This is a genomic window from Paraburkholderia sp. CI3 (genome assembly GCF_050436505.1).
Taxonomy (GTDB): Bacteria; Pseudomonadota; Gammaproteobacteria; order Burkholderiales; family Burkholderiaceae; genus Paraburkholderia; species Paraburkholderia tuberum.
The window spans coordinates 3,414,094-3,436,450 of record NZ_JBNDMI010000004.1 but is presented as its reverse complement, the minus strand read 5'-3'; the positions used below and the strand labels follow the sequence as shown (position 1 = coordinate 3,436,450).

24 protein-coding genes are annotated in these 22,357 nt (G+C 65.1%); 5 read left to right on the top strand and 19 right to left on the bottom strand.

Annotation, left to right across the window (positions count from 1 at the left end; genetic code table 11):
• Nucleotides 1–83 precede the first annotated feature (83 nt).
• The 4 genes from ptsP to OKW29_RS37255 form a co-directional block, all read right to left on the bottom strand.
• Nucleotides 84–2,663 carry a phosphoenolpyruvate--protein phosphotransferase gene (ptsP, locus tag OKW29_RS37270; RefSeq protein ID WP_429295001.1) on the bottom strand — a complete coding sequence of 860 codons (2,580 nt, stop codon included), beginning with the start codon at nt 2,661–2,663 and terminating at the stop codon, nt 84–86.
• Nucleotides 2,664–2,701: 38 nt separating this feature from the next.
• Complete coding sequence (locus OKW29_RS37265) at nt 2,702–3,718, bottom strand: SIS domain-containing protein (RefSeq protein WP_429294444.1); 1,017 nt, start codon at nt 3,716–3,718, stop codon at nt 2,702–2,704.
• Entirely contained in the window at nt 3,702–4,805 is a 1,104-nt protein-coding gene (gene nagA / locus OKW29_RS37260) for an N-acetylglucosamine-6-phosphate deacetylase (RefSeq protein ID WP_090802908.1), read from the bottom strand. Before nagA ends, OKW29_RS37265 begins: the two co-directional genes overlap by 17 nt.
• Before the next feature lie 74 nt (nt 4,806–4,879).
• Nucleotides 4,880–5,614 (bottom strand): GntR family transcriptional regulator, encoded by a 735-nt coding sequence (locus OKW29_RS37255; protein WP_184067009.1) that lies wholly within the window; start codon nt 5,612–5,614, stop codon nt 4,880–4,882.
• A 366-nt stretch (nt 5,615–5,980) separates the two neighbouring features.
• Here OKW29_RS37255 and OKW29_RS37250 point away from each other — a divergent pair, with 366 nt between their 5' ends.
• A complete protein-coding gene (locus OKW29_RS37250) occupies nt 5,981–6,907 on the top strand; it encodes a bifunctional helix-turn-helix transcriptional regulator/GNAT family N-acetyltransferase (RefSeq protein ID WP_429294443.1) in 927 nt (308 codons plus the stop codon).
• Nucleotides 6,908–6,983: 76 nt separating this feature from the next.
• Here OKW29_RS37250 and OKW29_RS37245 read toward each other — a convergent pair whose 3' ends face one another.
• Nucleotides 6,984–7,796: a MetQ/NlpA family ABC transporter substrate-binding protein gene (locus OKW29_RS37245; RefSeq protein WP_187628745.1), complete on the bottom strand. Its 813-nt coding sequence runs from the start codon at nt 7,794–7,796 to the stop codon at nt 6,984–6,986.
• Between the two features lie 270 nt (nt 7,797–8,066).
• Here OKW29_RS37245 and OKW29_RS37240 point away from each other — a divergent pair, with 270 nt between their 5' ends.
• Nucleotides 8,067–8,357, top strand: a complete 291-nt coding sequence (locus OKW29_RS37240) for a YciI family protein (protein ID WP_018419317.1) — start codon at nt 8,067–8,069, stop codon at nt 8,355–8,357.
• 75 nt (nt 8,358–8,432) lie between these two features.
• On the opposite strand, the gene OKW29_RS37235 is transcribed toward OKW29_RS37240, so the two are convergent.
• Genes OKW29_RS37235 through OKW29_RS37215 form a run of 5 tightly spaced genes read right to left on the bottom strand, consistent with a single transcriptional unit; the run spans nt 8,433 to nt 12,539 of the window.
• A complete protein-coding gene (locus OKW29_RS37235) occupies nt 8,433–9,050 on the bottom strand; it encodes an SCO family protein (RefSeq protein WP_184066999.1) in 618 nt (205 codons plus the stop codon).
• Between the two features lie 4 nt (nt 9,051–9,054).
• On the bottom strand, nt 9,055–9,960 hold the full coding sequence (gene cyoE / locus OKW29_RS37230) for a heme o synthase (RefSeq protein ID WP_184054007.1): 906 nt from the start codon (nt 9,958–9,960) through the stop codon (nt 9,055–9,057).
• 5 nt (nt 9,961–9,965) lie between these two features.
• Complete coding sequence (locus tag OKW29_RS37225) at nt 9,966–11,075, bottom strand: COX15/CtaA family protein (protein ID WP_429294442.1); 1,110 nt, start codon at nt 11,073–11,075, stop codon at nt 9,966–9,968.
• Between the two features lie 22 nt (nt 11,076–11,097).
• Entirely contained in the window at nt 11,098–11,772 is a 675-nt protein-coding gene (locus OKW29_RS37220) for an SCO family protein (RefSeq protein ID WP_429294441.1), read from the bottom strand.
• Nucleotides 11,773–11,822: 50 nt separating this feature from the next.
• Entirely contained in the window at nt 11,823–12,539 is a 717-nt protein-coding gene (locus OKW29_RS37215; protein ID WP_429294440.1) for an SURF1 family protein, read from the bottom strand.
• A gap of 111 nt (nt 12,540–12,650) precedes the next feature.
• Here OKW29_RS37215 and OKW29_RS37210 point away from each other — a divergent pair, with 111 nt between their 5' ends.
• Nucleotides 12,651–12,860 (top strand): twin transmembrane helix small protein, encoded by a 210-nt coding sequence (locus OKW29_RS37210; RefSeq protein WP_008921867.1) that lies wholly within the window; start codon nt 12,651–12,653, stop codon nt 12,858–12,860.
• A gap of 159 nt (nt 12,861–13,019) precedes the next feature.
• Here OKW29_RS37210 and OKW29_RS37205 read toward each other — a convergent pair whose 3' ends face one another.
• The 8 genes from OKW29_RS37205 to OKW29_RS37170 all read right to left on the bottom strand — a co-directional run bounded on the left by OKW29_RS37205 (nt 13,020) and on the right by OKW29_RS37170 (nt 20,400).
• Nucleotides 13,020–13,877 (bottom strand): cytochrome c oxidase subunit 3, encoded by an 858-nt coding sequence (locus tag OKW29_RS37205; protein WP_429294439.1) that lies wholly within the window; start codon nt 13,875–13,877, stop codon nt 13,020–13,022.
• Nucleotides 13,878–14,002: 125 nt separating this feature from the next.
• Nucleotides 14,003–14,212: a DUF2970 domain-containing protein gene (locus OKW29_RS37200; protein WP_018419310.1), complete on the bottom strand. Its 210-nt coding sequence runs from the start codon at nt 14,210–14,212 to the stop codon at nt 14,003–14,005.
• Between the two features lie 50 nt (nt 14,213–14,262).
• Nucleotides 14,263–14,901 (bottom strand): cytochrome c oxidase assembly protein, encoded by a 639-nt coding sequence (locus OKW29_RS37195; protein WP_429294438.1) that lies wholly within the window; start codon nt 14,899–14,901, stop codon nt 14,263–14,265.
• Nucleotides 14,902–14,943: 42 nt separating this feature from the next.
• Entirely contained in the window at nt 14,944–15,078 is a 135-nt protein-coding gene (locus OKW29_RS37190; RefSeq protein WP_429294437.1) for a cytochrome oxidase small assembly protein, read from the bottom strand.
• Nucleotides 15,079–15,187: 109 nt separating this feature from the next.
• Complete coding sequence (ctaD, locus tag OKW29_RS37185; protein ID WP_184026602.1) at nt 15,188–16,801, bottom strand: cytochrome c oxidase subunit I; 1,614 nt, start codon at nt 16,799–16,801, stop codon at nt 15,188–15,190.
• A 44-nt stretch (nt 16,802–16,845) separates the two neighbouring features.
• Nucleotides 16,846–18,498 (bottom strand): cytochrome c oxidase subunit II, encoded by a 1,653-nt coding sequence (gene coxB / locus OKW29_RS37180; protein WP_429294436.1) that lies wholly within the window; start codon nt 18,496–18,498, stop codon nt 16,846–16,848.
• A 64-nt stretch (nt 18,499–18,562) separates the two neighbouring features.
• Nucleotides 18,563–19,039 (bottom strand): DUF2244 domain-containing protein, encoded by a 477-nt coding sequence (locus tag OKW29_RS37175; protein ID WP_184026596.1) that lies wholly within the window; start codon nt 19,037–19,039, stop codon nt 18,563–18,565.
• A gap of 395 nt (nt 19,040–19,434) precedes the next feature.
• On the bottom strand, nt 19,435–20,400 hold the full coding sequence (locus OKW29_RS37170; RefSeq protein WP_090802880.1) for a methyltransferase domain-containing protein: 966 nt from the start codon (nt 20,398–20,400) through the stop codon (nt 19,435–19,437).
• A 121-nt stretch (nt 20,401–20,521) separates the two neighbouring features.
• Here OKW29_RS37170 and OKW29_RS37165 point away from each other — a divergent pair, with 121 nt between their 5' ends.
• Both OKW29_RS37165 and trmL read left to right on the top strand, forming a co-directional pair.
• A complete protein-coding gene (locus tag OKW29_RS37165) occupies nt 20,522–21,268 on the top strand; it encodes a phosphoribosyltransferase family protein (RefSeq protein WP_429294435.1) in 747 nt (248 codons plus the stop codon).
• 18 nt (nt 21,269–21,286) lie between these two features.
• A complete protein-coding gene (gene trmL, locus OKW29_RS37160) occupies nt 21,287–21,757 on the top strand; it encodes a tRNA (uridine(34)/cytosine(34)/5-carboxymethylaminomethyluridine(34)-2'-O)-methyltransferase TrmL (protein ID WP_090802877.1) in 471 nt (156 codons plus the stop codon).
• Here the strand turns inward: trmL and OKW29_RS37155 are convergent.
• Complete coding sequence (locus OKW29_RS37155; RefSeq protein WP_184062548.1) at nt 21,730–22,290, bottom strand: O-acetyl-ADP-ribose deacetylase; 561 nt, start codon at nt 22,288–22,290, stop codon at nt 21,730–21,732. The two genes, trmL and OKW29_RS37155, sit on opposite strands and share 28 nt — an antisense overlap.
• Nucleotides 22,291–22,357: the final 67 nt, after the last annotated feature.

Genomic DNA, 22,357 nt, shown 5'->3' with positions numbered 1-22,357 from the left:
AGCTATACGGAGAATCGCGCCGCGCGTGAAGGCAGACGTGCTGCCGGGCGCACGGCGTGCGGGTTCTCAAATTCGTTAGTGTTTCAATCGAGGGGCCACGTGGCGCGGCTTGCGGCTCTGACCGCCTGCGCCGAGTCGAGCGCTAGCGCATCGCGGGCGCGCTGGCGACACAGCTGATAGTCGAGCGTGCGCACGCGTGCCTTGATGCCCGGCACGGAGACCGGATCGACCGACAGCTCGGTCACACCGAGGCCCACCAGCAGCGGCATCGCGAGCGGGTCGCCGGCGAGCGCGCCGCACACGCCGACCCATTTGCCGTGCTTCGCGGCACCTTCGACGGTCGCCGCGATCAGGCGCAGCACCGCCGGATGCAGGCCGTCCGCCTGCGCCGCCAGATCGGGCTGGCAGCGGTCCATCGCGAGCGTGTATTGGGTCAGGTCGTTGGTGCCGATCGACAGGAAATCGGCGTGCTGCGCGAGCTGATCGGCGAGCAATGCAGCCGACGGCACTTCGATCATCACGCCAACTTCGACCGGCTCCGATCTACCCGCCTCGCGTGCAAGCTCGTCGATACGCTTGCGGATGCGGATCAGTTCGCCCGCATCGGTGACCATCGGCAGCAGGATGCGCACGGCGCCGACCGGACGCACCGCGAGCAGGCCACGCAGCTGGTCGTCGAGCAGATCGGGGCGCACCTGCGCGAGGCGCACGCCGCGCAGGCCGAGCGCGGGGTTCGGCTCGGGCGGCAGCGTCAGATAATCGACTTCCTTGTCCGCGCCGACGTCGAGCGTGCGGATGATCGCGGCGCGGCCGCGCAACGCATCGACGATCGCCTGATAGCTGTGGCGATGCTCGTCCGCGCTCGGCGCGGCCGGGCGGTGAATGAACAGCAGCTCGGTGCGCAGCAGGCCGACCGCGTCCGCGCCGTTGTCGACCGCGGCGTTCGCGTCGTCGAGTGTGGCGATGTTGGCGGCCACTTCGATCGCGCGGCCGTCGGAGGTCGCCGCTGCCTGCTGCGACGTGCGGCGATTCGCTTCGCGCACGTCGGCGAGGCGGCTGCGTTCGCGTCGCGCGCGTTCGACGTCGAGTTCGGTCGGCGCGAATTCGAGCCGGCCGGTGCTCGCGTTCACCACCACCTGAGTGCCCTCGGGTATCGCATGCAACGCGTCGCCGAGCGCGACCAGCGCCGGAATGCCCGCCTGACGCGCGAGAATCGCCGCGTGCGAGGTCGCGCCGCCGCGTGCCATCACGAGCGCGGTCACGCGCGTGCGATCGAGCGACGACAGATCCGACGGCGTGAATTCGTCGGCCGCGAGCACCGCCTCGTCCGGCAGCGTGCGAGCGGCGCTGCTCGTGCAGCCGAGCGCGCGCTGCACGCGCTTTTCGATGTCGCGCAGATCGGCGGCCCGCTCGGCGAGCAGTGCGTCCTCCACATTACTCAGGATGCCTACTTGCGCGCGGATGGCTTCGCGCCATGCAAAACCGGCGCTCTTGCCGAGGCTGATCAGATCGCGCGCGGCGTCGAGCAGTGTCGGATCTTCGAGCAGCACGCGATGCACCGCGAAAATCCCCGCCTCGCCGACCGAGCCGCGTTGCGACGCATCGCGCACGATCGTGTCGAGATCGGCGTCGACGGTCGCGATCGCCTTGTCGAGCAGACGGCTTTCCGCCGCCGACGTGCCGCTCGCCTGCTCCGGCGGCTCGAGATCCGCGTCGTCCCAGCGCACGAGCTTGCCGAGCGCGATGCCCGGTGCCGCGCACACGCCCGCGAGCGTGTTCGGCGCGAGCGGCTCGCCCGCGGCGGGCGCCGCAACGACTGCCGCCGGTGCGGCCGCTGGCCGCGCCGCTTTCTGTTCGCGCTTCGGTTCGACCTCGCCGTGCGCTTCGCGCGTCAGTTCGTCAGCGATTGCATCGACCGCCGCCTGCGCGTGCGGACCGACGCCGAGCAACTCGACGCTTGCGCCTTCGCCGGCACCGAGTCCAAGCAGACCCACCACGCTTTCGATCGACGCCTTGCGCCCGTCGTAGCGCACCTCGACCCGTGCGTCGAAGCCGCGCGCCGCTTCGCGCGCCCGCGCCGCGGGCCGCGCATGCAGGCCGCCCGCGTGCGTCAGCGTGATCTGCCGGCGTGCTTCGTCCGTCACGTACGCGGCGCTCGCCTCGCGCACCGCGTCGTGGCTGACGCCCTCGCGCGCGCGCAGTACCAGCAGCGTCGTTTCGCCGGCCTTGACATGCCCGTTCGGCGCCCGCTCGATGACCTCGAACGCATCCGAATTCGCAATCGCGATCACCGAGACGAGGCTCGGCGCATTCAGCGCGATCTGGTCCAGATCGAACTCGATCAGCACGTCACCGGCGTGCACCTGCGCGCCCTGCTCGACCATCGGCGCAAAACCCTTGCCGTTCAGTCCGACGGTGTCGATACCGATATGCAGCAGAATCTGCGCGCCCTCGGCGCTCTCGAGCGTTACCGCGTGGCCGGTGCGCGCGAGATGCGTGACGACGCCGTCGCATGGCGCGACGAGCCGACCCTCGAGCGGATCGACGCCGATGCCGTCGCCGAACATGCCGCCCGAAAACACCGGGTCCGGCACCTTCGCGAGCGGCACGACCGGGCCGGTCAGCGGTGCAAGCAAAACAATGTGATTCTCGGAATGGCTCATCAGGTTGGACTTCTCGACACGTCGCATCGTCATTCTCGTCAGTGAGTTTCGGTGACTTTGTTGAGATGGCGAGGCGCGTCGGGATTGCGCCCGCGCGCGGCGGCAAGATCCGCGGCCATCACGTAAAAGGACAGGATGGCGGCGATCGGATCGAGCGCCGCGTGTGCGGTGGCGACGAGCGGCAGCGAGGCTTGCGCGACGTCATCGGGCGCCGCGAGCAGCACGCGCGCGCCGCGCGCGCTCATGTCGTGCGCGAGTTGCAGCAGACCCGCCTGCTCCGGGCCACGCGGCGCGAACACGAGCAGCGGATAGTCGCGGTCGATCAGCTCCATCGGACCATGACGCACTTCCGCGCTCGAAAACGCTTCGGCCTGGATGCCGGAAGTTTCCTTCAGCTTCAGCGCGGCTTCCTGCGCGATCGCGAGGCCAAGACCGCGGCCAATCACGATCATCCGTTCGATACCGCGCAACTCGTTCACGGCCATCGACCAGTCGAGCCGGCCCGCGCGTTCCAGCGCGTCGGGCAGCGTGTTCAGTCCATCGAGCAACTCGGCGTCGTTCTGCCAATGCGCAACCAGCTGCGCGGAGATCGACAGCATGGCGATATAGCTCTTGGTCGCCGCGACGCTCAGCTCGGGACCGGCTACGAGCGGCAGATGCCATTCGCACGCGTCGGCGAGCGGCGAGCTCGGTGCGTTCACGGCGGCGACCGTCAATGCACCGGCCGCGCGCAACGCGTTCATCGTGCCGACGAGGTCGGGGCTCTTGCCCGATTGCGAAAACGCGAGCGCAAGCTGGTCGCGCACCTGCAGCGGCGCCTGCTGCAGCGTCGCGACCGACATCGGCAGCGACGCGACCGGCACGCCGAGGCGGCTCATCGTCAGGGATGCAAAGTAGCTGGCGGCATGGTCCGAGCTGCCGCGCGCGACGGTCAGCGCGACATGGCGCGGCTGCTGCGCGAGCTTCGCGGCGAGCGCCGCGACATGCGAGGTGTCCTTGAGCTGCTCGGCTACTGTTGCGGCGGACGCGAGCGCTTCCTTAAGCATATTCGACAATGGCTTCTCCTTCGACGTAGGTCGCGCTCAGCGCCAGCTCGCGGTCGAATACGACCACGTCGGCCCACGCACCGCGCGCGATGCGGCCGCGGTCCTCGATGCCGAGATAGTCGGCGGCGTAGCGTGACAAACGGTGGGATACATCGGCGATCGGCAGGCCGATCGAGACGAGATTGCGCAGCGCCTGATCCATCGTCAGCGTGCTGCCCGCGAGCGTGCCGTCGGCCAGACGTACGCCGCCGAGGCACTTGGTTACGTGCTGGCTGCCGAGGCGGTATTCGCCGTCGGGCATGCCGGTAGCAGACGTGCTGTCCGTCACCACATACAGGCGCGGAATCGCGCGCAGCGCGGTGCGGATCGCCCCCGGATGCACGTGCAGCAGGTCGGGAATGATTTCGGCGTATTCGGCGTGCGCAAGCGCAGCGCCGACGAGGCCAGGGTTGCGGTGATGCAGCGGCGACATCGCGTTGAACAGATGCGTGAAGCCGCACGCGCCGTGCTTGAGCGCGGCGACCGCGTCGTCGTAGGTGCCGAGCGAATGGCCGAGCTGCACGCGTACGCCGCGCGCCGCCATCTCGGAGATGATCTCCATGTGGCCGGCGATCTCGGGCGCCAGCGTGACGACGCGGATCGGCGCGATCGACAGATACCTGAGCACCTCGTCCAACACCGCCGATACCGCCGCGTCGGGCTGCGCGCCGAGCTTGCCGGGGTTGATGTACGGTCCTTCCAGATGCACGCCGAGCACGCGCGCGCAACCCGGCGTGCGCACCCGCGTGACGTTGCCGAGCCCGGCGACGACGTTCATCAGCTCGTCGCGCGGCGCGGTCATGGTCGTTGCGAGCAGGCTCGTGGTGCCGTAGCGCGCATGCGTGCGGGTGATCGTTTCGATCGCGTCGCCAGCTTCCATCACGTCGGCGCCGCCGCCGCCATGCACGTGCAGATCGATGAAGCCGGGCAGGATGTACGGTGCGTCGTTCGTCGTCGGATCGACGCGCTCGCCGGACAGCGTCGTGATGCGGCCGTTTTCGTATTCGAGCGTGCCGTGGATCCACCCTTCGGTGGTGAGTATGTTTCCGGTCAGCATGAGTCTCTCTGGTGCGTGATACGTATGCGGCAAATGGCGTCCGCCGGACTTGCGGCCTGCGAGGGCCGCGCAGCTCAGGTGCGCAATTCAGCGACGAAGTCGTAGTAGTCGTCGCGGCAATAGGTGTCGGTCAGCTCGATCGCGCGTTGATCCGCGCTGTAGCCGATCCGGGTGATGACCAGCAGCGCGGTGCGTGGCTCGATGTCCATCAGCGCGGCGATTTCGCTCGACGCGTTGACCGCGCGGAAGTGCTGCAACGCGCGCACGACCGCCGCGCCGCGCTGCTCGAGATAGCTGTACAGCGAGTCGCCGATCACCAGCGGATCAGGCACGATCGCGACCGGCAGCGCCGAATGTTCGACCGCCATCACGATGCCGTCCGCGCGCCGCAGCCGCCGCAGGCTCGTGACGGCCGCGCCGGGTGACAAGCCGAGGCGCAGCAGCTCGTCGCGATTGGCGGCGCGCACGTCGCGTTCGAGCCAGACCGAATCGGGCCGGAAACCGCGCTGCTGCATCTTCTTCGTGAAGCCGGTGAGACGCGACAGCGGATCTTCGACGCGCGGCGTGATGAAGCTGCCCGCGCCGCGCGAGCGCCGGATCAGCCCCTGCTCGACCAGCAGTTCGATCGCCTTGCGCGCGGTGACGCGCGACACGCCGATCGCGTCGGACAGCGTGCGCTCGGAAGGCAGCGCCTCGCCGGCCGACCAGACGCCGCAATGGATCGCCGTCGCCAGGTTGCGCGCGAGCTGCAGGTAGAGCGGCGTGACGTTGCGCACGTCAGGCATCAATGCGGACCAGCGAGTTTCCATGGGGCTCCAAGGACGCCGTGAGCAGTACAGCCCGGAAAATTGAGAGCCCATTATATAACCAACATAATACCAGTCAACGGACTGGTTCCATGCCGGTCCGGATCGCCGGAAAGCCTTGCTGAGTGGGGATCACAGCGGGATTCAAGAGCTCCGTCGGAGCGATTTGCAGACCAGGGACTTTCCCGCATCGCACGCATTTGACGATACCAGCGAGTCGTTATCGGCTCCTGGTGGTATCAACAGCCCAAATAATCAATACCTATTTAATACCAGTTGGTGTCTCGCGGCGGTGGAGTGGCTTTGTAAATAAGGGTCGTGCCGATATAGTGCGCTGTACCGACCATAAAAAGTCCCGGGGAGCCGCCCTTGACAGATTCCGAGGCGTTGCGGCGCGCTCAGGCCGTCCGCCATTTCAATCGCTTCTATACCCAATGCATCGGTGCCCTGCACGAGCATCTGGCTCGAAGCGAGTTCTCGCTGACGGAAGTGCGCGTGCTGCACGAGCTATCGCGCGCCCGCGCGCAGACCGCGTCGGTGCTCGGGCGCGCGCTCGGGCTCGATAGCGGCTATCTGAGCCGCCTGCTAACCAGTTTCGAGCGACGCGAGCTGATCACGCGCCGTCCGTCCGACACCGACGCACGCCAGTCGCTGATCGCGCTCACCGAGCACGGCCGCGCGATCTACGCGCCGCTCGACGCCGCCGCCATCCATGAAGCACTCGGCCTGCTCGACAGACTCAGCGCGCTATCGCAGGAGCAGTTGATCGGCGCGATGAAGCTGATCGAGCGCCTGCTCGGCGACAAGCCGAAGCACGAGCTCGTGGTGCTGCGTCAGCCGCGCGCCGGCGAATGTGGCTGGCTCGTGCATCGTCAGGCGCAGTGGTTCGCCGCGCAGTACGGCTGGGATCACACGTTCGAGGGCTTGCTCGCGCGCGTCGTCGCCGAGTACGCGCAGCGCAACGATCCGCTGCGCGAGAAGTGCTGGATCGCCGAACAGGAGGGTCTGGTGGTCGGCTCGGTTTGCCTCGTCGGGGTCTCGACGACGGTCGCGGGCGTGCGCCTGCTGTGGGTCGAACCGGACGTGCGGAAGCTCGGCATCGGCGCGCAGTTGCTCAGCGAATGCGTGCGCTTCGCGCGGCGCGCGGGCTACACGAAGCTCACGCTGACCACCGCGAGCGCATTGGCGGAGCCACGGCGGCTTTGCGAGCGCGCTGGGTTCGAGTTGGCCGGCAGCGCGGCGCAGCGCCGCTTCGGCCAAGATCTGACGATCGAAAGATGGGAGCTGGAACTATAAAAAAGCACGCGCCTGTACGGCGCGTGCCTTTCCTGATGCCATGCGGCTGCGCTTGCGATCGCGCTGAACGCGTCGCTTAGAACGACGGCACCATCGAACCCTTGAACTGCGTCTTGATGGACTGGCGCACGTCTTCCGACTGATATGCCGCGACCAGCTTTTTCACCCATGGCTGATCCTTGTCCTTCGCGCGCACGGCGATCAGGTTCGCGTACGGGCTGTGGATGTCTTCGAGCGCGATCGCGTCCTTGGTCGGCTGCAGGCCGGCGGCCAGCGCGAAGTTCGTATTGATGACGGCAGCGTCGACGTCGGCGAGCGAACGCGGCAGTTGCGCGGCGTCGAGCTCGACGAACCTGATCTTCTTCGGATTGTCGACGACATCGAGCGGCGTCGCGTTGTTGCCGCCCGTGGCCGCGCCGGCCTTCAGCTTGATCAGCCCTTGCGCCTGCAGCAACAGCAGTGCGCGATTTTCGTTCGACGGATCGTTCGGCACCGCGACCTTCGCGCCCTGCGGCAGGTCCTTCAACGACTTCAGCTTCTTCGAGTACGCGCCGAGCGGCGAGATGTACGTGAGGCCCGCGTTGACGAGCTTGTAGCCGCGCTGCTTGATCTGGCTATCGAGGTACGGCTGGTGCTGGAAGCTGTTGGCGTCGAGGTCGCCCGCGTCGAGCGCGGCGTTCGGCTGAATGTAGTCGTTGAACTCGACGACCTTCACGTTCAGGCCTTCGCGCTTCGCGACCCTGGTGACGACTTCCCAGATCTGCGCGTCCGGGCCGCCGATCGTGCCGACCTTGATGACCTTGTCGTCGGCGTGCGCGCCGAAGCTGGTCAGGATCGCCGCCCCGGCGACGACTGCGGTGAGGGCTTTGAGGATATTTCTGCGCTGCATGTGATTCTCGCTGTTGCGGTTCGACGTTTGAGTCGATGGCTCCGATCGATGTCGGAGTCGGATGAAATGGGCGGCGCTCCGGTTCGTGCTGGCGCGCCGTCAGCCAAGCCCAAAATTGTTTCATATGGGCGGCAAGTTGGGAAATACCCTTACCGCATATGGTTATGCGGAGCGCAAGCGCAATGGCCAGCGCAATGCAAAACCCGCGGCTGACCGATAATCCAGAGCCGTTGCCGCGCACGGCCCACTCACCCGCCCCTGAGAACGACCATGTACGTGATCAACCTGATCTACACCGCCCCGCTCGATCGTATCGACGACGCGCTCGACGCGCATCGCGCGTTTCTCGCCGAGCAGTTCGACGCGGGCATCTTCGTCGCGGCCGGGCCGAAAGTGCCGCGCGACGGCGGCATCATCCTCGCGGTTCGTATCGAGCGCGACAGGCTGGATCGCATTCTCGCGAGCGATCCGTTCGCCCTGCAACAGCTCGCGCGCTACGAGGTGACGGAGTTCAAGACGACGCGTCTCGCGCCGGGGCTGAATTTGCCGATTCCGGTCTGAGCGCGAGTTGCGAAGAGGGGAGGGATGCGGGGAGGCGTGAGCGGCGCCGCTTTAAAAAGCCGCCTGCGATGCGCGTCAATCAAGCAGCAGCTTGATGTCATGGACCCATGGTGTCGCGCCTTGGCCATCGCGCGCGAACAGACGCAGCTTGCCGTCCGTGTCGAACACATAGCTCGCGGCCGTGTGGTCCATCGTGTAGCTGTCGGGTGTCTTGCCCGGGACCTTCGCGTAGTACACGCGGAAGTCTTTCGCGACCTTCGCGAGCTGTTCTTCGCTGGCGGGACGCAAGCCCACGAAGCTCGGATTGAACGCCGGCACGTATTGCGCGAGCAACTGCGGCGTATCGCGCTCGGGGTCGACGGTGACGAACAGCACCTGCACGCGCTTCGCGTCCTCCGGACCGAGTTGCTGCAACGCCTGTGACAGCTCGGCCATCGTCGTCGGGCAGACGTCCGGGCAATGCGTATAGCCGAAGAACAGCACGACGACCTTGCCTTTGTAGTCGGCAAGCGTGCGGATCTTGCCGGACGTGTCGGGCAACGAGAAATCGCCGGCGAATTGCGTATTGCCGGTGATGTCGAGATTCGTAAAAGCCGGCGGCTGCTTGCCGCAACCCGTCATCAGCAATGTGCCGCCGAGCGCGCAAGCCATCACAGCGGCGCGCGCGATGCGCGCAAAGCGATTGTTGAGCATGGTGTTACGCGCCTATCACGACGCGCGAGTAGTGGTCGATCAGCAGCGCGGCGAACAGCAGCGACAGATAGACGATCGAAAAACGGAAAGTTTTGCGCGCGAGCTCGTCCGAATACTCGCGGTAGATCTTCCACGCATAAGCGAGAAACACGGCGCCGAGCAGCACCGCCGACGCGAGATACACGACGCCGCTCATGCCGGAGATGAACGGCATCAGCGTGACCGCGAACAGGATGACCGTGTAGAGAAGGATATGCAGGCGCGTGTACTTTTCGCCGTGCGTGTTCGGCAGCATCGGCAGGCCGGCGTTTTCGTAGTCCTTGCGGCGATACAGCGCGAGCGACCAGAAATGCGGCGGTGTCCACACGAAGATGATCAGCACGAGGATCCACGCGTCGCCGGGCACGTGGCCCGTTACCGCGGCCCAGCCGAGCGCGGGCGGCATCGCGCCCGACGCGCCGCCGATCACGATGTTCTGCGGCGTGACTGGCTTCAGCAGCAGCGTATAGATGACCGCATAACCGACGAACGTGGCGAGCGTGAGCCACATGGTCAGCGCATTGGCGAACGTGTACAGCGTCCACATGCCGAGGCCGCCGAGCACGGCCGAGAACAGCAGGATCTGCGGGGTGGTGATTTCGCCGCGCGCGGACGGACGCCACGACGTGCGGCGCATTTTGGCGTCGATCTGCTGCTCGACGAGGCAGTTGATCGCGAACGCGGCGCCGGCCAGCAGCCAGATGCCGACGGTGCCGCCGATCAGTACGGTCCATGGCACCATGCCCGGCGTCGACAGGAACATGCCGATGACCGCGCAGAACACCGCAAGCTGCGTAACACGCGGCTTGGTCAGTGCGAGATATTGGGAGACCCGGCTGCCGGGCGTTTGGGAGAGTGTTGTGCTGTCCATGTGAGTCACGCTGGCGCGGCTTCGCGCGCAGGGAGCGCGGCGCGGCCGGGACGGCTATAAGCGACCCGAAAGTTTAACATAACGAGCAGCAGCAGCAGGATCGCGGCCCCGCCGTTATGGGCGACCGCAATCGGTAACGGCCATTGCAGCACGATGTTCGACAAGCCGGTGACGAACTGGATCAGCACCACCAGCAGCACGCCGTTGGCGGGTCGCCGCAGTGACTCGAAGCGACGCATCTTCAACGCGAACCACACCAGATAGGCGATCACAGCGAACGCGAACGTGCGATGCGTCCAGTGAATCGCGACCAGCGCATCCTGCGTAATCATGTCTCCGTCGCCGGTCATGCCGAGCGCGCGCCACAGGTGGAAGCCGTGCGCGAAGTCCATCGGCGGAATCCATTGGCCGTTGCAGGTCGGGAAGTCGGTGCACGCGAGCACCGCGTAGTTCGTGCTGACCCAGCCACCGAGCGCGATTTGCAGTACCAGCAGCGCGAGACCCGCGAGCGCGGCCACGCGCCAGCGCGCAGCCTCGGGCTCGTAGGCCGGCAGCGGCGTCAGGCGCGCCGCGAGCCAGCCGAGCGTGCCGAGCAGCGCCAGGCCGAGCAGCAGATGCGTGGTCACGATGATCGGCTGCAGCCTCATGGTCACGGTCCACGCGCCGAACACGCCCTGCACGACGATCAGCAGCAGCAGCGAAGTCGGCCACCACGGCGACACATGCAGCGGACGACGCTTGATACGCGCCGTCCAGGCAATGATCGTCTGCGCGATGATCAGCACGCCGATCGCCATCGCGAAGTAGCGATGGATCATTTCGATCCACGCCTTCGTCATGCTGACGGGGCCGCTCGGCATCGCCTGATAAGCCGCGGAGATCGCCGCGCGCGCGATGAACGGCGACGACGTGCCGTAGCAGCCGGGCCAATCCGGGCAGCCGAGGCCCGAATCGGTGAGGCGCGTGAAGCCGCCGAACATCACGAGATCGAGCGTCAGGAAGGTGGTGAGCCAGACCAGCTTGCGGAATTTGTTGTCGTCGGCCTTGACCCACACGTAGGACAACGGCAGCAACGCGATACACAAGCCGATCAGGCCCAGTTGCAATACGAACATCTCATTTACCCAGGTTGCGGCGTCAGCCGATGGTCGACCATTTGAGCAGCTTGGTCAGGTCGCCTTTGATCTTGCTCGGGTTCGCGTCTTTCGGAAAACGCATCATCAGATTGCCGTTCGGATCGACCAGGTAGATGTGGTCGGTGATCCGCGTGGCGGTGTCGGCGGGCAGCCACGCGGCGACCTGCGCCGGATCGGCGATCAGCATGTCGGTGTTGGGGTAGGCGGTTTGTATCACGTCCGCGACCTTGTCTGCATCGGTGCGCAGCCACACTTCCATGACGCGCTCGCGTTCCGGGCCTTGAGCTGCGCGGATTTGTCGCATGAAGTAGAGCTTCGTCACGCAGGCTTGGTCGCACGCGCTGTTGTCCACCGAGATCATGAGCCAGCGGCCATGCAGCGAGGCGAGCTTCAGCGGCTTGCCGTCCGCGCCGGTGACCATGAGCGAGTCCGGGATCGGCCGTTGCGGCTCGATCAGCGCGCCGTAGTTCGTGCTGCCGCCGGTCGGCTTCACGACGAAGTACATGAAGTACGAGATCGCGATCGGCGCCGCGCAGATCACCGCGAGCAGCAGCAGCACCCAGCGGCCGCGCCGCCACGAGCCCGGACCGTTCGGTTGGCCGGGCATCGCTTTGGCCGCGGCGGGTTTGCCGCTGGATTTGCCAGCTTCCGGCGAACGGGGAGTTTGAGTCGACACTACAGAACCTCTTTCAATGTTTGGACGGCGGCGAGCCGTGCTTGCGTTCCTCACGCGCCCGGCGCGTGCTCTTTTTTGCCCGCGCGGCGCGCCGCATACAGACCGAAGACGAGCGCGGCGGCGGCCATGCCCCACCACTGCAGCATGTAGCCGTAGTTGCGCTCGACGCCGGTGGTCGGTGCGGGCCAGTCGCGCACCAGGCCGTCGCCGGCATCGCCGGTCTGCTGGATCACGAACGATTGCAGCGGCAGCCCGGTCTCCGCGGCGTACGAGCCGACATCGAGATTCTGCCGGATCAGGTGATGCGCGGCCGATCCACCCTCGCCGAGCTCGAACGCGCGCGACGCGTCGGCACGCGCAATCCCTTCGATCTCGACCTCGCCCGGTGGCGTCGTGTACGGCGCGATGGTCTCGCGATTGCTCAGGTTGCGCGGCAGCCAGCCGCGATTGACGAGCACGTAACCGCCGTCGGCGAGTTTAAAAGGCATCACGACGTAAAAGCCCGGCTGATCGTTATACGGACGATTATCGAGGTACACGACCTTGTCCGTGACGAAACTGCCGCGCGCTTTCACGCGATGAAACTCGACGTCCTTCAGCGCGAGCGGCGCCGCGCTGACCGGCAACGCGGGCGCGTTCTCGAACTGCGTGATGCGCGCCTCGAGCGCTTCCTTCTGATGCGCGCGATCGCGCTGCCAGAAACCGAGCCGCATCGTCACGACGACGACCAGCAGGATCAGCAGCGCGGGAATCAGGCGAAACTTCATTGCGGGCGCTCCGGCATCGCGCTCAGGGCCGCCGGGAACCCGCGGCAGACGCCCGCTCGCGGTGCGATAATGAATGTCTTGCCACTGCGCTTTCCGGTTTCAGTTGGTTCCATGCACATTATCGTTCCCATCGCCTTTGCTCTCATCATCGCCAGCATGGTGTCGGCGCTGTATTTCATGATGCACGACAAAGGCAAGACCAAGCGGATGGTCTGGTCACTCGCCACGCGGGTGGGCCTGTCGATCTCGCTGTTCCTGTTCATCCTGTTCGCACACTGGATGGGCTGGATTCAGTCGACCGGGATTCCGTACGGGCGGTGACGCTCGCGGATAGGTCGCCGCGGCATCCCTTCAGCGGCAAATTTTCCTCGCCGCCAAACAAAACGCCGCCCTGAGAGGTCGAGGGCGGCGCTGCATTCAGCCTTGCATACTGCTCGTGCGCGCCGCCTGAACGGCATTGCGCGCACGGATCTGGCCGCATTACAGCCAGTACACCACGACGTACAGCCCGAGCCACACGACGTCGACGAAGTGCCAGTACCAGGCCGCGCCTTCGAACGCGAAGTGATGTTCCGGCGTGAAGTGGCCGCGAATCAGGCGCACCAGCACAACGGCGAGCATCGTGCCGCCGAGGAACACGTGAAAGCCGTGGAAGCCAGTCAGCAGGAAGAACGTCGAACCGTAGATGCCCGAAGCCAGCGTCAGGTTCAGCTCGTTGTACGCGTGGAAGTATTCGAAGCCCTGCAGGAACAGGAAGCTCACGCCCAGCACGATTGTCGCCGCGAGCCACGCAATCGCCTTCTTGCGATGGTTGTCGCGCAGCGCGTGGTGCGACACCGTCAGCGTCGCACCCGACGACAGCAGCAGCGCCGTGTTGATGGTCGGCACCGGCCACGGCTGCATCGACTTGTAGGTGCTCACGAGTTCGGCCGGGCCGTTGTTCGGCCACACCGCCGTGAAATCCGGCCAGATCAGTTTGTAGTCGAGGCTGCCGAGTTGATGCAGCGCGATTTCGCGGGCATAGAACAGCGCGCCGAAGAATGCGCCGAAGAACATCACTTCGGAGAATATGAACCAGCTCATGCTCCAGCGGTACGACCGGTCGACGTTCTTGCCGTACATGCCGCCTTCCGACTCGGCGATCGCGTCGCCGAACCAATGCCACAGCGTAAAGAGCAGCCACAGCAGACCGATGAGCACGCCAAGCGGCGCCCAGGTATGGTCGTTGATCCAGGCCGCAAGCGATCCGAGCATGACCAGCAACCCCGTAGCGGCGCTGATCGGATGCCGCGACGGATGCGGTACGAAATAGTACGGGCTCTCGTTTTGACCGCTCATTCTTGATTCTCCACTTCAGTCCAGTTGTTCCGGAATCTCCGGCTGTATCTTCGGCGGCGCGTCGATACCGCACCGCTTCTCTCTAATTCGTGGGCTCTTCTCTGCTGCTGCGCCCTGCTACTGCCTCAACCGACCACGAGGCGCACGACCAGAATCAGCACCCCGATCAGAACCGCCGCGCCGATCAGCGCCGCCACGATCACATGCAGCGGGTTCAGTTGCGTCGCGTCCGCCTCGAGATCGCGGCGCTTGCGCACGCCGAAAAACGACCAGAACACCGCGCGCATCGATTGACCGAAACTGCTCTTGCGCGGACTGCCGCCGTTATCGTTCATGTCGCTTCGTTTTCCTTCGTTCGTCCGCGGCTCGCGTCGTCAAATCTGCTTCAGGCCGGCTTCGCGGGAGTGGCTGCCGCGCTGGTCACTGCATCGTTCACTGCATTCGCCTTCGGCGCCGCATCATCCGCGCCAGGCGCCGCCGGCGTGTTCAACTCGAAAAACGTGTACGACAGCGTGATCGTCTTCACGTCCTTCGGCAACTTCGGGTCGACGACGAACACCACCGGCATCCGCTTCGTCTCGTTCGCGTTCAACGTCTGCTGCGTGAAGCAGAAACACTCGATCTTCCTGAAGTACTCGGTCGCCTGCTTCGGCGCGTAGCTCGGAATGGCCTGCGCACGGATCGTGCGCGACTGCTCGTTGCTGACGTCGTACATGACCGTCGTTACTTCGCCCGGATGCACGTCGAGACTGCGCTGCTCCGGCTTGAAACCCAACAGGCCCCGCGCGTTCGCATCGAATTCGATCGAAATCGTGCGGCTCGTGTCGACCTGCGTATTCTTCGCCTCGCGCGCTGAAACGTCGCGCTGCACGAGGTTGTTCACGCCGGTGATCTGGCAGATCGCGCGATACATCGGCACCAGCGCGAAACCGAAACCGAACATCATCAACGCGACGACGAACAGCTTGATCAGCATCGAACGGTTGAAAGAGCGGTCGGCCTCGGCCGGCGGTTGCGTCGACATCTGAATCCTCAACAAACCTGCAAACAGACTGCGAAGGCGGCGTTAGCTGAACCAGCACTGCTTCAGAATCGCGCTCGCGAAAAACACCGCGGCGATCGCGAACATCACCCACCCTATCCGCCTGTTGCCCGCGCGAATCTGCTCCGGCGTACGTCTTTCCTGTGGATTGCGCGTCATGCTCGACTTTCTGAGTACGGTTCTTGACTGGCGAGGCCGCCGCGCGAAGCGTCCGAGTCCGGTGGCGGCATGTCGCGCCGCCGGAACCCGGCACCTCGCCGGGATGGGCTTACTCGACGGTCGGCGGATGCTCGAACGTGTGGAACGGAGCCGGGCTCGGTACGGTCCACTCGAGGCCCGTTGCGCCGTCCCACGGCTTGTCGCCCGCTTCTACGAGCTCGCCACCGCCACGGTAGGCCGGCAGCGCCACCGCGAACAAGAAGTACACCTGTGACAGACCAAAGCCGAACGCGCCGATCGAGATCACCTGGTTCCAGTCGGTGAACTGCGCCGGGTAGTCGGCATAACGACGCGGCATGCCCGCGAGACCGACGAAGTGCATCGGCAGGAACGCGAGGTTGAAGAAGAACATCGACGCCCAGAAGTGGATCTTGCCGCGCGTTTCGTTGTACATCCAGCCGGTCCACTTCGGCGACCAGTAGTACCAGCCGGCGAACAGCGCGAACAGCGACCCCGCCACCAGCACGTAGTGGAAGTGCGCGACCACGAAATAAGTGCCGTGATACTGGATGTCGAGCGGCGCCATGGCGAGCATCAGACCCGACAGGCCACCGAACGTGAACACGATCAGGAAGCCGACCGCGAACAGCATCGGCGTTTCGAAGGACAGCGAACCGCGCCACATCGTCGCGACCCAGTTGAACACCTTCACGCCGGTCGGCACCGCGATCAGCATCGTCGCGTACATGAAGAACAGCTGCCCCGTGACCGGCATGCCGGTCACGAACATGTGATGCGCCCAGACCATGAACGACAGGATCGCGATCGACGCGGTTGCGTACACCATCGAGCTATAGCCGAACAGCGGCTTGCGCGAGAACGCCGGGATCACCTGCGAGACGATCCCGAACGCCGGCAAGATCATGATGTACACCTCGGGGTGCCCGAAGAACCAGAAGATGTGCTGGTACATGACCGGGTCGCCGCCGCCTGCCGCATTGAAGAACGACGTGCCGAAGTGACGGTCGAACAGCACCATCGTGATCGCGCCCGCCAGAACTGGCATCACGGCGATCAGCAGGTACGCGGTGATCAGCCAGGTCCAGACGAACATCGGCATCTTCATCAGCGTGAGGCCGGGTGCGCGCATGTTCAGGATCGTCACGACGATGTTGATACCGCCCATGATCGACGACGCACCCATCAGGTGGATCGCGAAAATCGCGAAGTCCATGCCCGGGCCCATCTGCGTGGAGAGCGGCGCGTACAGCGTCCAGCCCGCGGCGGTCGCGCCGCCCGGTGCGAAGAACGAGCCGACCAGCAGGACGGCCGCGACCGGCAGCAGCCAGAAGCTGAAGTTGTTCATCCGCGCGAAAGCCATGTCCGATGCGCCGATCTGCAGCGGCACCATCCAGTTCGCGAAGCCGACGAACGCCGGCATGATCGCGCCGAACACCATGATCAGCCCGTGCATGGTGGTCAACTGGTTGAAGAACTCGGGACGCATGATCTGCAGACCCGGCTCGAACAGTTCGGCACGGATCATCAGCGCCATCACGCCCCCGGACAGGAACATGGTGAACGAGAAGATCAGATACAGCGTACCGATGTCCTTGTGGTTGGTTGCGAACAGCCAACGGCGCCAGCCATGCGGCGTTTCGTGGGCATGGTCGCCGTGCACGTGCTCGTGGCCCGCGACTACATCGTGTCCGATGCTAGACATGACAATCTCCTAAAGCGAATTCTGCGGTGCTGACCATGAACACGTCAGGCTGCCGGGCTGATCTGAACGCGCCGGGCTTCCTTCGCGTCGGTGCCGCCGGTGATCGTTTCCGGCTTCTTCAAAATAATATGATCGTCGGCAATGCCGGCTGCTTTCAGCGCGTCGCGAACGGCTTCGGCGCGACTCTTCGCGAGCTTCGCGTTGACGTCGGCGGAGCCGGTTGCGTCGGTGAAGCCCGACAGCGTGAATTTCGCGTCCGGATGCGCCTTCGCGTAGGCCGCGGCCGCGTCGACCGCCGCTTTCGCGTCGGCCGGCAGCGTGCTCTTGCCGGTCTCGAAGTAGATGCTCGCCGGCAGCGCGGCCTCTGCGTTGTTCGAAGCAGCCGCGCCAGCCTCGTTGCCCGATGCGGCCGGTGCGGACGCCGCTTCTGCGCCCGAGGCTGCTTCCGCGCCCGATGCCGCAACGGTGCCGCTCGCGGCAGCACCGGCGTTGGCCAGATGATCGCCGCCTTCCGGCAGCTTGCCGTTGCGCGCGTCGGCGACCTGCTTCGGCTGCAGGATGTCGCCCGTGTGGTTGCCCCACGAGTTACGTTCGTACGTGATCACCGAGGCGATTTCGACGTCGTTCAGCGTCGGCGCCCACGAAGGCATCGCGTTCTTGCCCTTCAACACGAGGCTCACGTGCTGCCCGATCGGACCGTTGGCGATCTTGCTGCCGTCGAGCGCCGGGAATGCGCCCGCGCCCTTGCCGGTCGGCTGGTGGCAGACCGCGCAGTTCGACGCGTAGACCTTGCCGCCGCGTTCCATCAGCTCGGCCATCGTGTAGGTCTTGTTCGGATCGTCCTGGCCGGCGGCCATTTTCTTCTTCTCCTCGTCGACCCACTTCGCGTAGTCGTCGGCAGACAGCACCTCGACGACGACCGGCATGAACGCGTGTTCCTTGCCGCACAGTTCGGTACAGAAGCCGCGGAACGTGCCGGTGCGGTTGGCCTTGAACCACGTGTCGCGCACGAAGCCGGGAATCGCGTCCTGCTTCACGCCGAAGGCCGGCACGTACCAGGAGTGGACCACGTCGTTCGCGGTGGTGATGATGCGGATTTTCTTGTCGACCGGCACCACGAGCGGGTTGTCGACTTCCTGCAGATACAGCGTGGAGATCGGCTCGCGGCCGTCGGTTTGCGCGCGCGGCGTGGCGAGCGTGGACAGGAAGCCGATGCCCTCGCCCGGCCCCTTCACGTAGTCGTAGCCCCACTTCCACTGGTAGCCAGTGACCTTGATCGTGAGGTCGGCGTTCGAGGTGTCCTTCATCGCGACGACGGCCTTGGTGGCGGGCAGCGCCATCAGCACGACGATGATGAACGGCACGATCGTCCAGATGATTTCGACGGTGGTGCTTTCGTGGAAATTGGCTGCGTTGTGGCCTTTCGATTTGCGGTGCGCGAAGATCGAATAGAACATCACGCCGAACACACCGATGAAGATCACGGTGCAAAGTCCCAGCATGAACATGTGGAGGCTGAACAGCTCCTCAGCGATTCTCGTTGCAGGCGGCTGGAGATTGATCGCGTTGACGGCAGGGCCGCCCGGAGCATCGCCCACTGCCAGGGCGGCACCGGCGAAAAGCAGTCCGCTCGTCGCCAGCACGCTCATGAGCGCTCGCTTGATTGTTTTCATAGCTTCCTTACCCAAATTTTCCATTCAAACCCCTCGACCCCGCTGGCAGCGTGTCGCGCCCCCTTGAACGCCGCGCGTCCGGCACCATCTAACAACGTGCCAGCCACATACGTAGTTCGCCTGCGAACTGCGCGCGCCGATTCTGCGCGAGGTGTTGCCCGATCATGATCGTCTGCCCGCGCGAGACCAGCTTGATCTGATCGCGTGGCGTTGCGCCCGGCTCTATCCGCACCCAGCGCGGATTGAATTCGAACTGCGTAATCTGCTCGGCGCTGACCTGCTCGATCACGAGCCGGTTCGGAAACAACCGGATGCGCTCGTAATCGACAGCATGACGCGCATATATTGCAAACGCGATACCTACGGCCAGCAATTCGATTCCGGTGAACGGCAACACCAGCCAGGCGCCGACCAGAACCAGCATGAATGCAATTGCCAACGAAAACAACGCAAGCGACACGTACAGACAGACAAACTGCCGCGGCGATATCGAGCAGTTACGCTTCATGGTCCAGTCCCTGAGGACCGGTTCTGAATCCGCCAGCAGATGATCTGATGCGCCCATCGCTGCCTCCTGCGAATCGTCGAGTCCCGCCTGCCTTCTTTTACTTCCGGATGCATCTCGCGGCCGCCGTTCGAGTCACTGTTTCCAGCATCACTCGCGAGCGCGCCAACCCCTACCGCATCACTTCATTTTGCAGCCCCGCGCCTCAGGCTTGCCACCCCAAATGTGGGAACCTCGGGTGACAAACTGACGCATTATAGGCGTGATCCATAGCATCGACAAGCAAGCCCCAATCGGCCCACAAGCCAGGCGCGACAAGCCTTCGCGCCATTTTGCCCAGCATTTTGCGGCTCTTTTGAAGGGCAAATCCCAGGCATAACGGATGTCCTCTTTACCGCTTTTGCAACACGTCAACCGCACCGTCGGCAAGCAGTTGATGACAGCACCGCAATCTGCTATCCACGCTTGCCCGGACCTCGTCCGATGTCCTCGAGCCGCACGATGCCATGTCCTTCCGCCGTGGTGCGCGGCACGGCTTTCCATGCGTGGCCGTAGATCACCTCGAAGGTCAGCGCGATCGTGCCGTCGGCGCGCCGGCGCGCTTCGAGCGCGGCGAGCAGGGCTTTGTGCAACCGACGCGTGAGCACGCCGTCATGCGCATCGCGCTCGAACGGGTACGCGCCCCAGCGACGCACGTCCGCGAGCAGCGACTCGGGCGACTTATAGGTGATCGTCAGCGTCTCCTGGTCCATCACCGGAATCTCGAAGCCAGCCTCGACGAGCATGTCGCCGAGGTCGTGCATGTCGACGAAGTCGATCACATGCTTGCGAGACGCGACGCCGTGCGCGGCCTCGATCTCGGCGTAGGCACCGCGCAACTCCTTCAGCGTATCGGGGCCGAGCGTGCTGAACATTAGCAGGCCGTTGACCTTCAGCACGCGCTGCCATTCGGGAAAGACCAGATCGGGCCGCGAGTGCCAGTGCAGCGCGAGGTTGGACCAGATGAATTCGAATGCGCCGGACGTGAACGGCAGCGCGGAGAAATCGGTTTGCGCGAAGCGCGGGCCACGCGCGCCGAGCGCCTTGCCGAGCGAGGCGGGAAGAAAGCGCCGCCAACTGGTGTCGCCGGCATCGTGACGCAGCGCGCGGCGGAGCATGCCGTGCGACAGATCAGCGCCGAACACCGGCGCCTCGGGAAAGCGTTCGCGCAATGCGGGGAGGTCTTCGCCCGCGCCGCAACCGGCGTCGAGCACGCTCGAGGGCGCCACCTTGATGTAATCGAGGCGCTCGCGCATGCGCTGCGCAATCTCTCGCGGCAGGAACGCAACCTCGTCGAAGGTGGCAGCGCGACGGTCGAAAATACGCCTGAGGCGCCGTGAATCGTAGGCCGGACGGCCAGATTGAGCGGATGTTGGGGACATGTGTGTCGTGCTGGCGTGAGCTCGAAGTATACTCGGTCGTTCCCCTCCATTCAGCGAGAACGGCTTTCACCGGCGCTCACTCGTGCGATTCCAGTCATTTTCTTCGTCGTGTCGAAATCAGGTGGCGCGTTTTGCGCGCGGTCTGCATTCGGCATGGCCGCGGGCCTTGAACGCCGCGCTGCCGAACCTGTGCGCGTTGTGCGGCAATTTGTCGCATAAGACGTTGTGCGACGGTTGCGACGCGGCCTACTGGAACGAGAGCCGGCTGCGCTGCACCGTTTGCGCGGTGCCGTTGCCGGCGTCACGCTGGGTCGCTCAGGCGCGGTATCGCTGCGCGGATTGCGTGGCCGAGCCGCCGCCGTTCGACGCGAGCTTCGCGCTCGCCGACTATCGCGCGCCGCTCGATACGCTCGCGGTCGGCCTGAAGTTTCGCGCCCGGCTGATGCTCGCGCGAGACTTCGCGCAACGCCTCGCGCGGCTCGCTGAAGCCAGTTGGCACGACGCGGCCGAGCGGCCCGACGTGATCGCGCCTGTGCCGCTCGCCGGTCGCCGTCTGGTCGAGCGCGGCTACAACCAGGCCTGGCAGATCGCGCGGCCGCTCGCCCGGGCGCTCGGCGTGCGCGGCGACCCCACGCTGCTCGAACGAACGCTCGACACCGCGCCGCAATCGCGCCTCGATCTCGATGCGCGCCGGCAGAACGTCGGCCGCGCGTTTCGCGTCGCGCGCCCAGTGCGCGGCCTGCACGTCGGCATCGTCGACGATGTCATGACGAGCGGCGCGACGCTCGAAGCGCTCGCGCATACGCTGAAGGCCGCCGGCGCGCGGCGGGTTACGAACTTCGTCGCGTTGCGCACTCCGAAAAACTAGCTTTTACGTGGTCTTCCTATGTTCAACGTCGTTCTCGTAGAACCCGAAATTCCGCCCAACACCGGCAACGTGATTCGCCTGTGCGCGAACACCGGCGCCCGGCTGCACCTGATCGAGCCGCTCGGCTTCCCTCTCGACGACACCAAGATGCGGCGCGCCGGCCTCGACTATCACGAGTACGCGGAAATGAATGTGCATGCCGATTGGGACGCGTTCATCGCGAAAGAAACGCCCGACGCGTCGCGCATGTTTGCATTTACGACGCGCGGCTCGGGGCGCTTTCACGACCACGCGTTTCAACCGGGCGACTGGTTCGTGTTCGGCGCCGAAACGCGCGGCCTGCCCGGCACGGTGCTCGAGCGCTTTGCGAACGAACAGCGCGTGCGTCTGCCGATGCGTCCCGGCAATCGCAGTCTGAATCTGTCGAATACGGTGGCGATCGTGGTGTTCGAAGCGTGGCGTCAGGCCGGCTTCGAAGGCGGCGCCTGACGGCGTTCGAGCTCGGCCTCGTAGCGTGCGAACATCGCGTCGTCGAAGCACGCGAACGTCACGTGCTTCATGTGTGGTGTGCGCGGCAACGTGTCGAGTACGGTCGCGACCGCGATGCTGACCGCATCGTCGGCGGGGAAACGGTAGATACCGCAGCTGATCGCTGGAAACGCGATGCTCGTGCACTGAGTTTCGCGCGCGACTTCGAGTGAGCGCTGATAGCACGATGCGAGCAGGTCGGCTTCGCCATGCGCGCCGCCACGCCACACTGGACCGACCGCGTGAATAACATGCTTCGCGGGCAGACGATAGCCGGCGGTGATTTTGGCGTCGCCGGTCGCGCAGCCGCCGAGCGTTTCGCATTCGCGCAGCAACTCCTTGCCGGCCGCGCGATGAATCGCGCCATCCACACCCCCGCCACCGAGCAGCGAAGTATTCGCGGCATTGACGATCGCATCGACGGCGAGCGTCGTGATATCGACCACGCGCGCTTCGAGCGTGCACGTGCCAAGCCTGAGATTGAAGGTGGGCATGGGAACCTCGCTGACCCGAGTCTCGCTCACGAAGTGGATAACCCGAAGTGGACAACCAGGCGAGGCA

Excerpts from the sequence above, each read along its gene's own strand:
- ptsP (WP_429295001.1), bottom strand. The coding sequence starts at position 2,663 with ATGAGCCATTCCGAGAATCACATTGTTTTGCTTGCACCGCTGACCGGC.
- nagA (WP_090802908.1), bottom strand. The coding sequence starts at position 4,805 with ATGCTGACCGGAAACATACTCACCACCGAAGGGTGGATCCACGGCACG.
- OKW29_RS37255 (WP_184067009.1), bottom strand. The coding sequence starts at position 5,614 with ATGGAAACTCGCTGGTCCGCATTGATGCCTGACGTGCGCAACGTCACG.
- OKW29_RS37245 (WP_187628745.1), bottom strand. The coding sequence starts at position 7,796 with ATGCAGCGCAGAAATATCCTCAAAGCCCTCACCGCAGTCGTCGCCGGG.
- OKW29_RS37240 (WP_018419317.1), top strand. The coding sequence starts at position 8,067 with ATGTACGTGATCAACCTGATCTACACCGCCCCGCTCGATCGTATCGAC.
- OKW29_RS37235 (WP_184066999.1), bottom strand. The coding sequence starts at position 9,050 with ATGCTCAACAATCGCTTTGCGCGCATCGCGCGCGCCGCTGTGATGGCT.
- cyoE (WP_184054007.1), bottom strand. The coding sequence starts at position 9,960 with ATGGACAGCACAACACTCTCCCAAACGCCCGGCAGCCGGGTCTCCCAA.
- OKW29_RS37225 (WP_429294442.1), bottom strand. The coding sequence starts at position 11,075 with ATGTTCGTATTGCAACTGGGCCTGATCGGCTTGTGTATCGCGTTGCTG.
- OKW29_RS37215 (WP_429294440.1), bottom strand. The coding sequence starts at position 12,539 with ATGAAGTTTCGCCTGATTCCCGCGCTGCTGATCCTGCTGGTCGTCGTC.
- OKW29_RS37210 (WP_008921867.1), top strand. The coding sequence starts at position 12,651 with ATGCACATTATCGTTCCCATCGCCTTTGCTCTCATCATCGCCAGCATG.
- OKW29_RS37205 (WP_429294439.1), bottom strand. The coding sequence starts at position 13,877 with ATGAGCGGTCAAAACGAGAGCCCGTACTATTTCGTACCGCATCCGTCG.
- OKW29_RS37200 (WP_018419310.1), bottom strand. The coding sequence starts at position 14,212 with ATGAACGATAACGGCGGCAGTCCGCGCAAGAGCAGTTTCGGTCAATCG.
- OKW29_RS37195 (WP_429294438.1), bottom strand. The coding sequence starts at position 14,901 with ATGTCGACGCAACCGCCGGCCGAGGCCGACCGCTCTTTCAACCGTTCG.
- OKW29_RS37190 (WP_429294437.1), bottom strand. The coding sequence starts at position 15,078 with ATGACGCGCAATCCACAGGAAAGACGTACGCCGGAGCAGATTCGCGCG.
- ctaD (WP_184026602.1), bottom strand. The coding sequence starts at position 16,801 with ATGTCTAGCATCGGACACGATGTAGTCGCGGGCCACGAGCACGTGCAC.
- coxB (WP_429294436.1), bottom strand. The coding sequence starts at position 18,498 with ATGGAAAATTTGGGTAAGGAAGCTATGAAAACAATCAAGCGAGCGCTC.
- OKW29_RS37175 (WP_184026596.1), bottom strand. The coding sequence starts at position 19,039 with ATGGGCGCATCAGATCATCTGCTGGCGGATTCAGAACCGGTCCTCAGG.
- OKW29_RS37170 (WP_090802880.1), bottom strand. The coding sequence starts at position 20,400 with ATGTCCCCAACATCCGCTCAATCTGGCCGTCCGGCCTACGATTCACGG.
- trmL (WP_090802877.1), top strand. The coding sequence starts at position 21,287 with ATGTTCAACGTCGTTCTCGTAGAACCCGAAATTCCGCCCAACACCGGC.
- OKW29_RS37155 (WP_184062548.1), bottom strand. The coding sequence starts at position 22,290 with ATGCCCACCTTCAATCTCAGGCTTGGCACGTGCACGCTCGAAGCGCGC.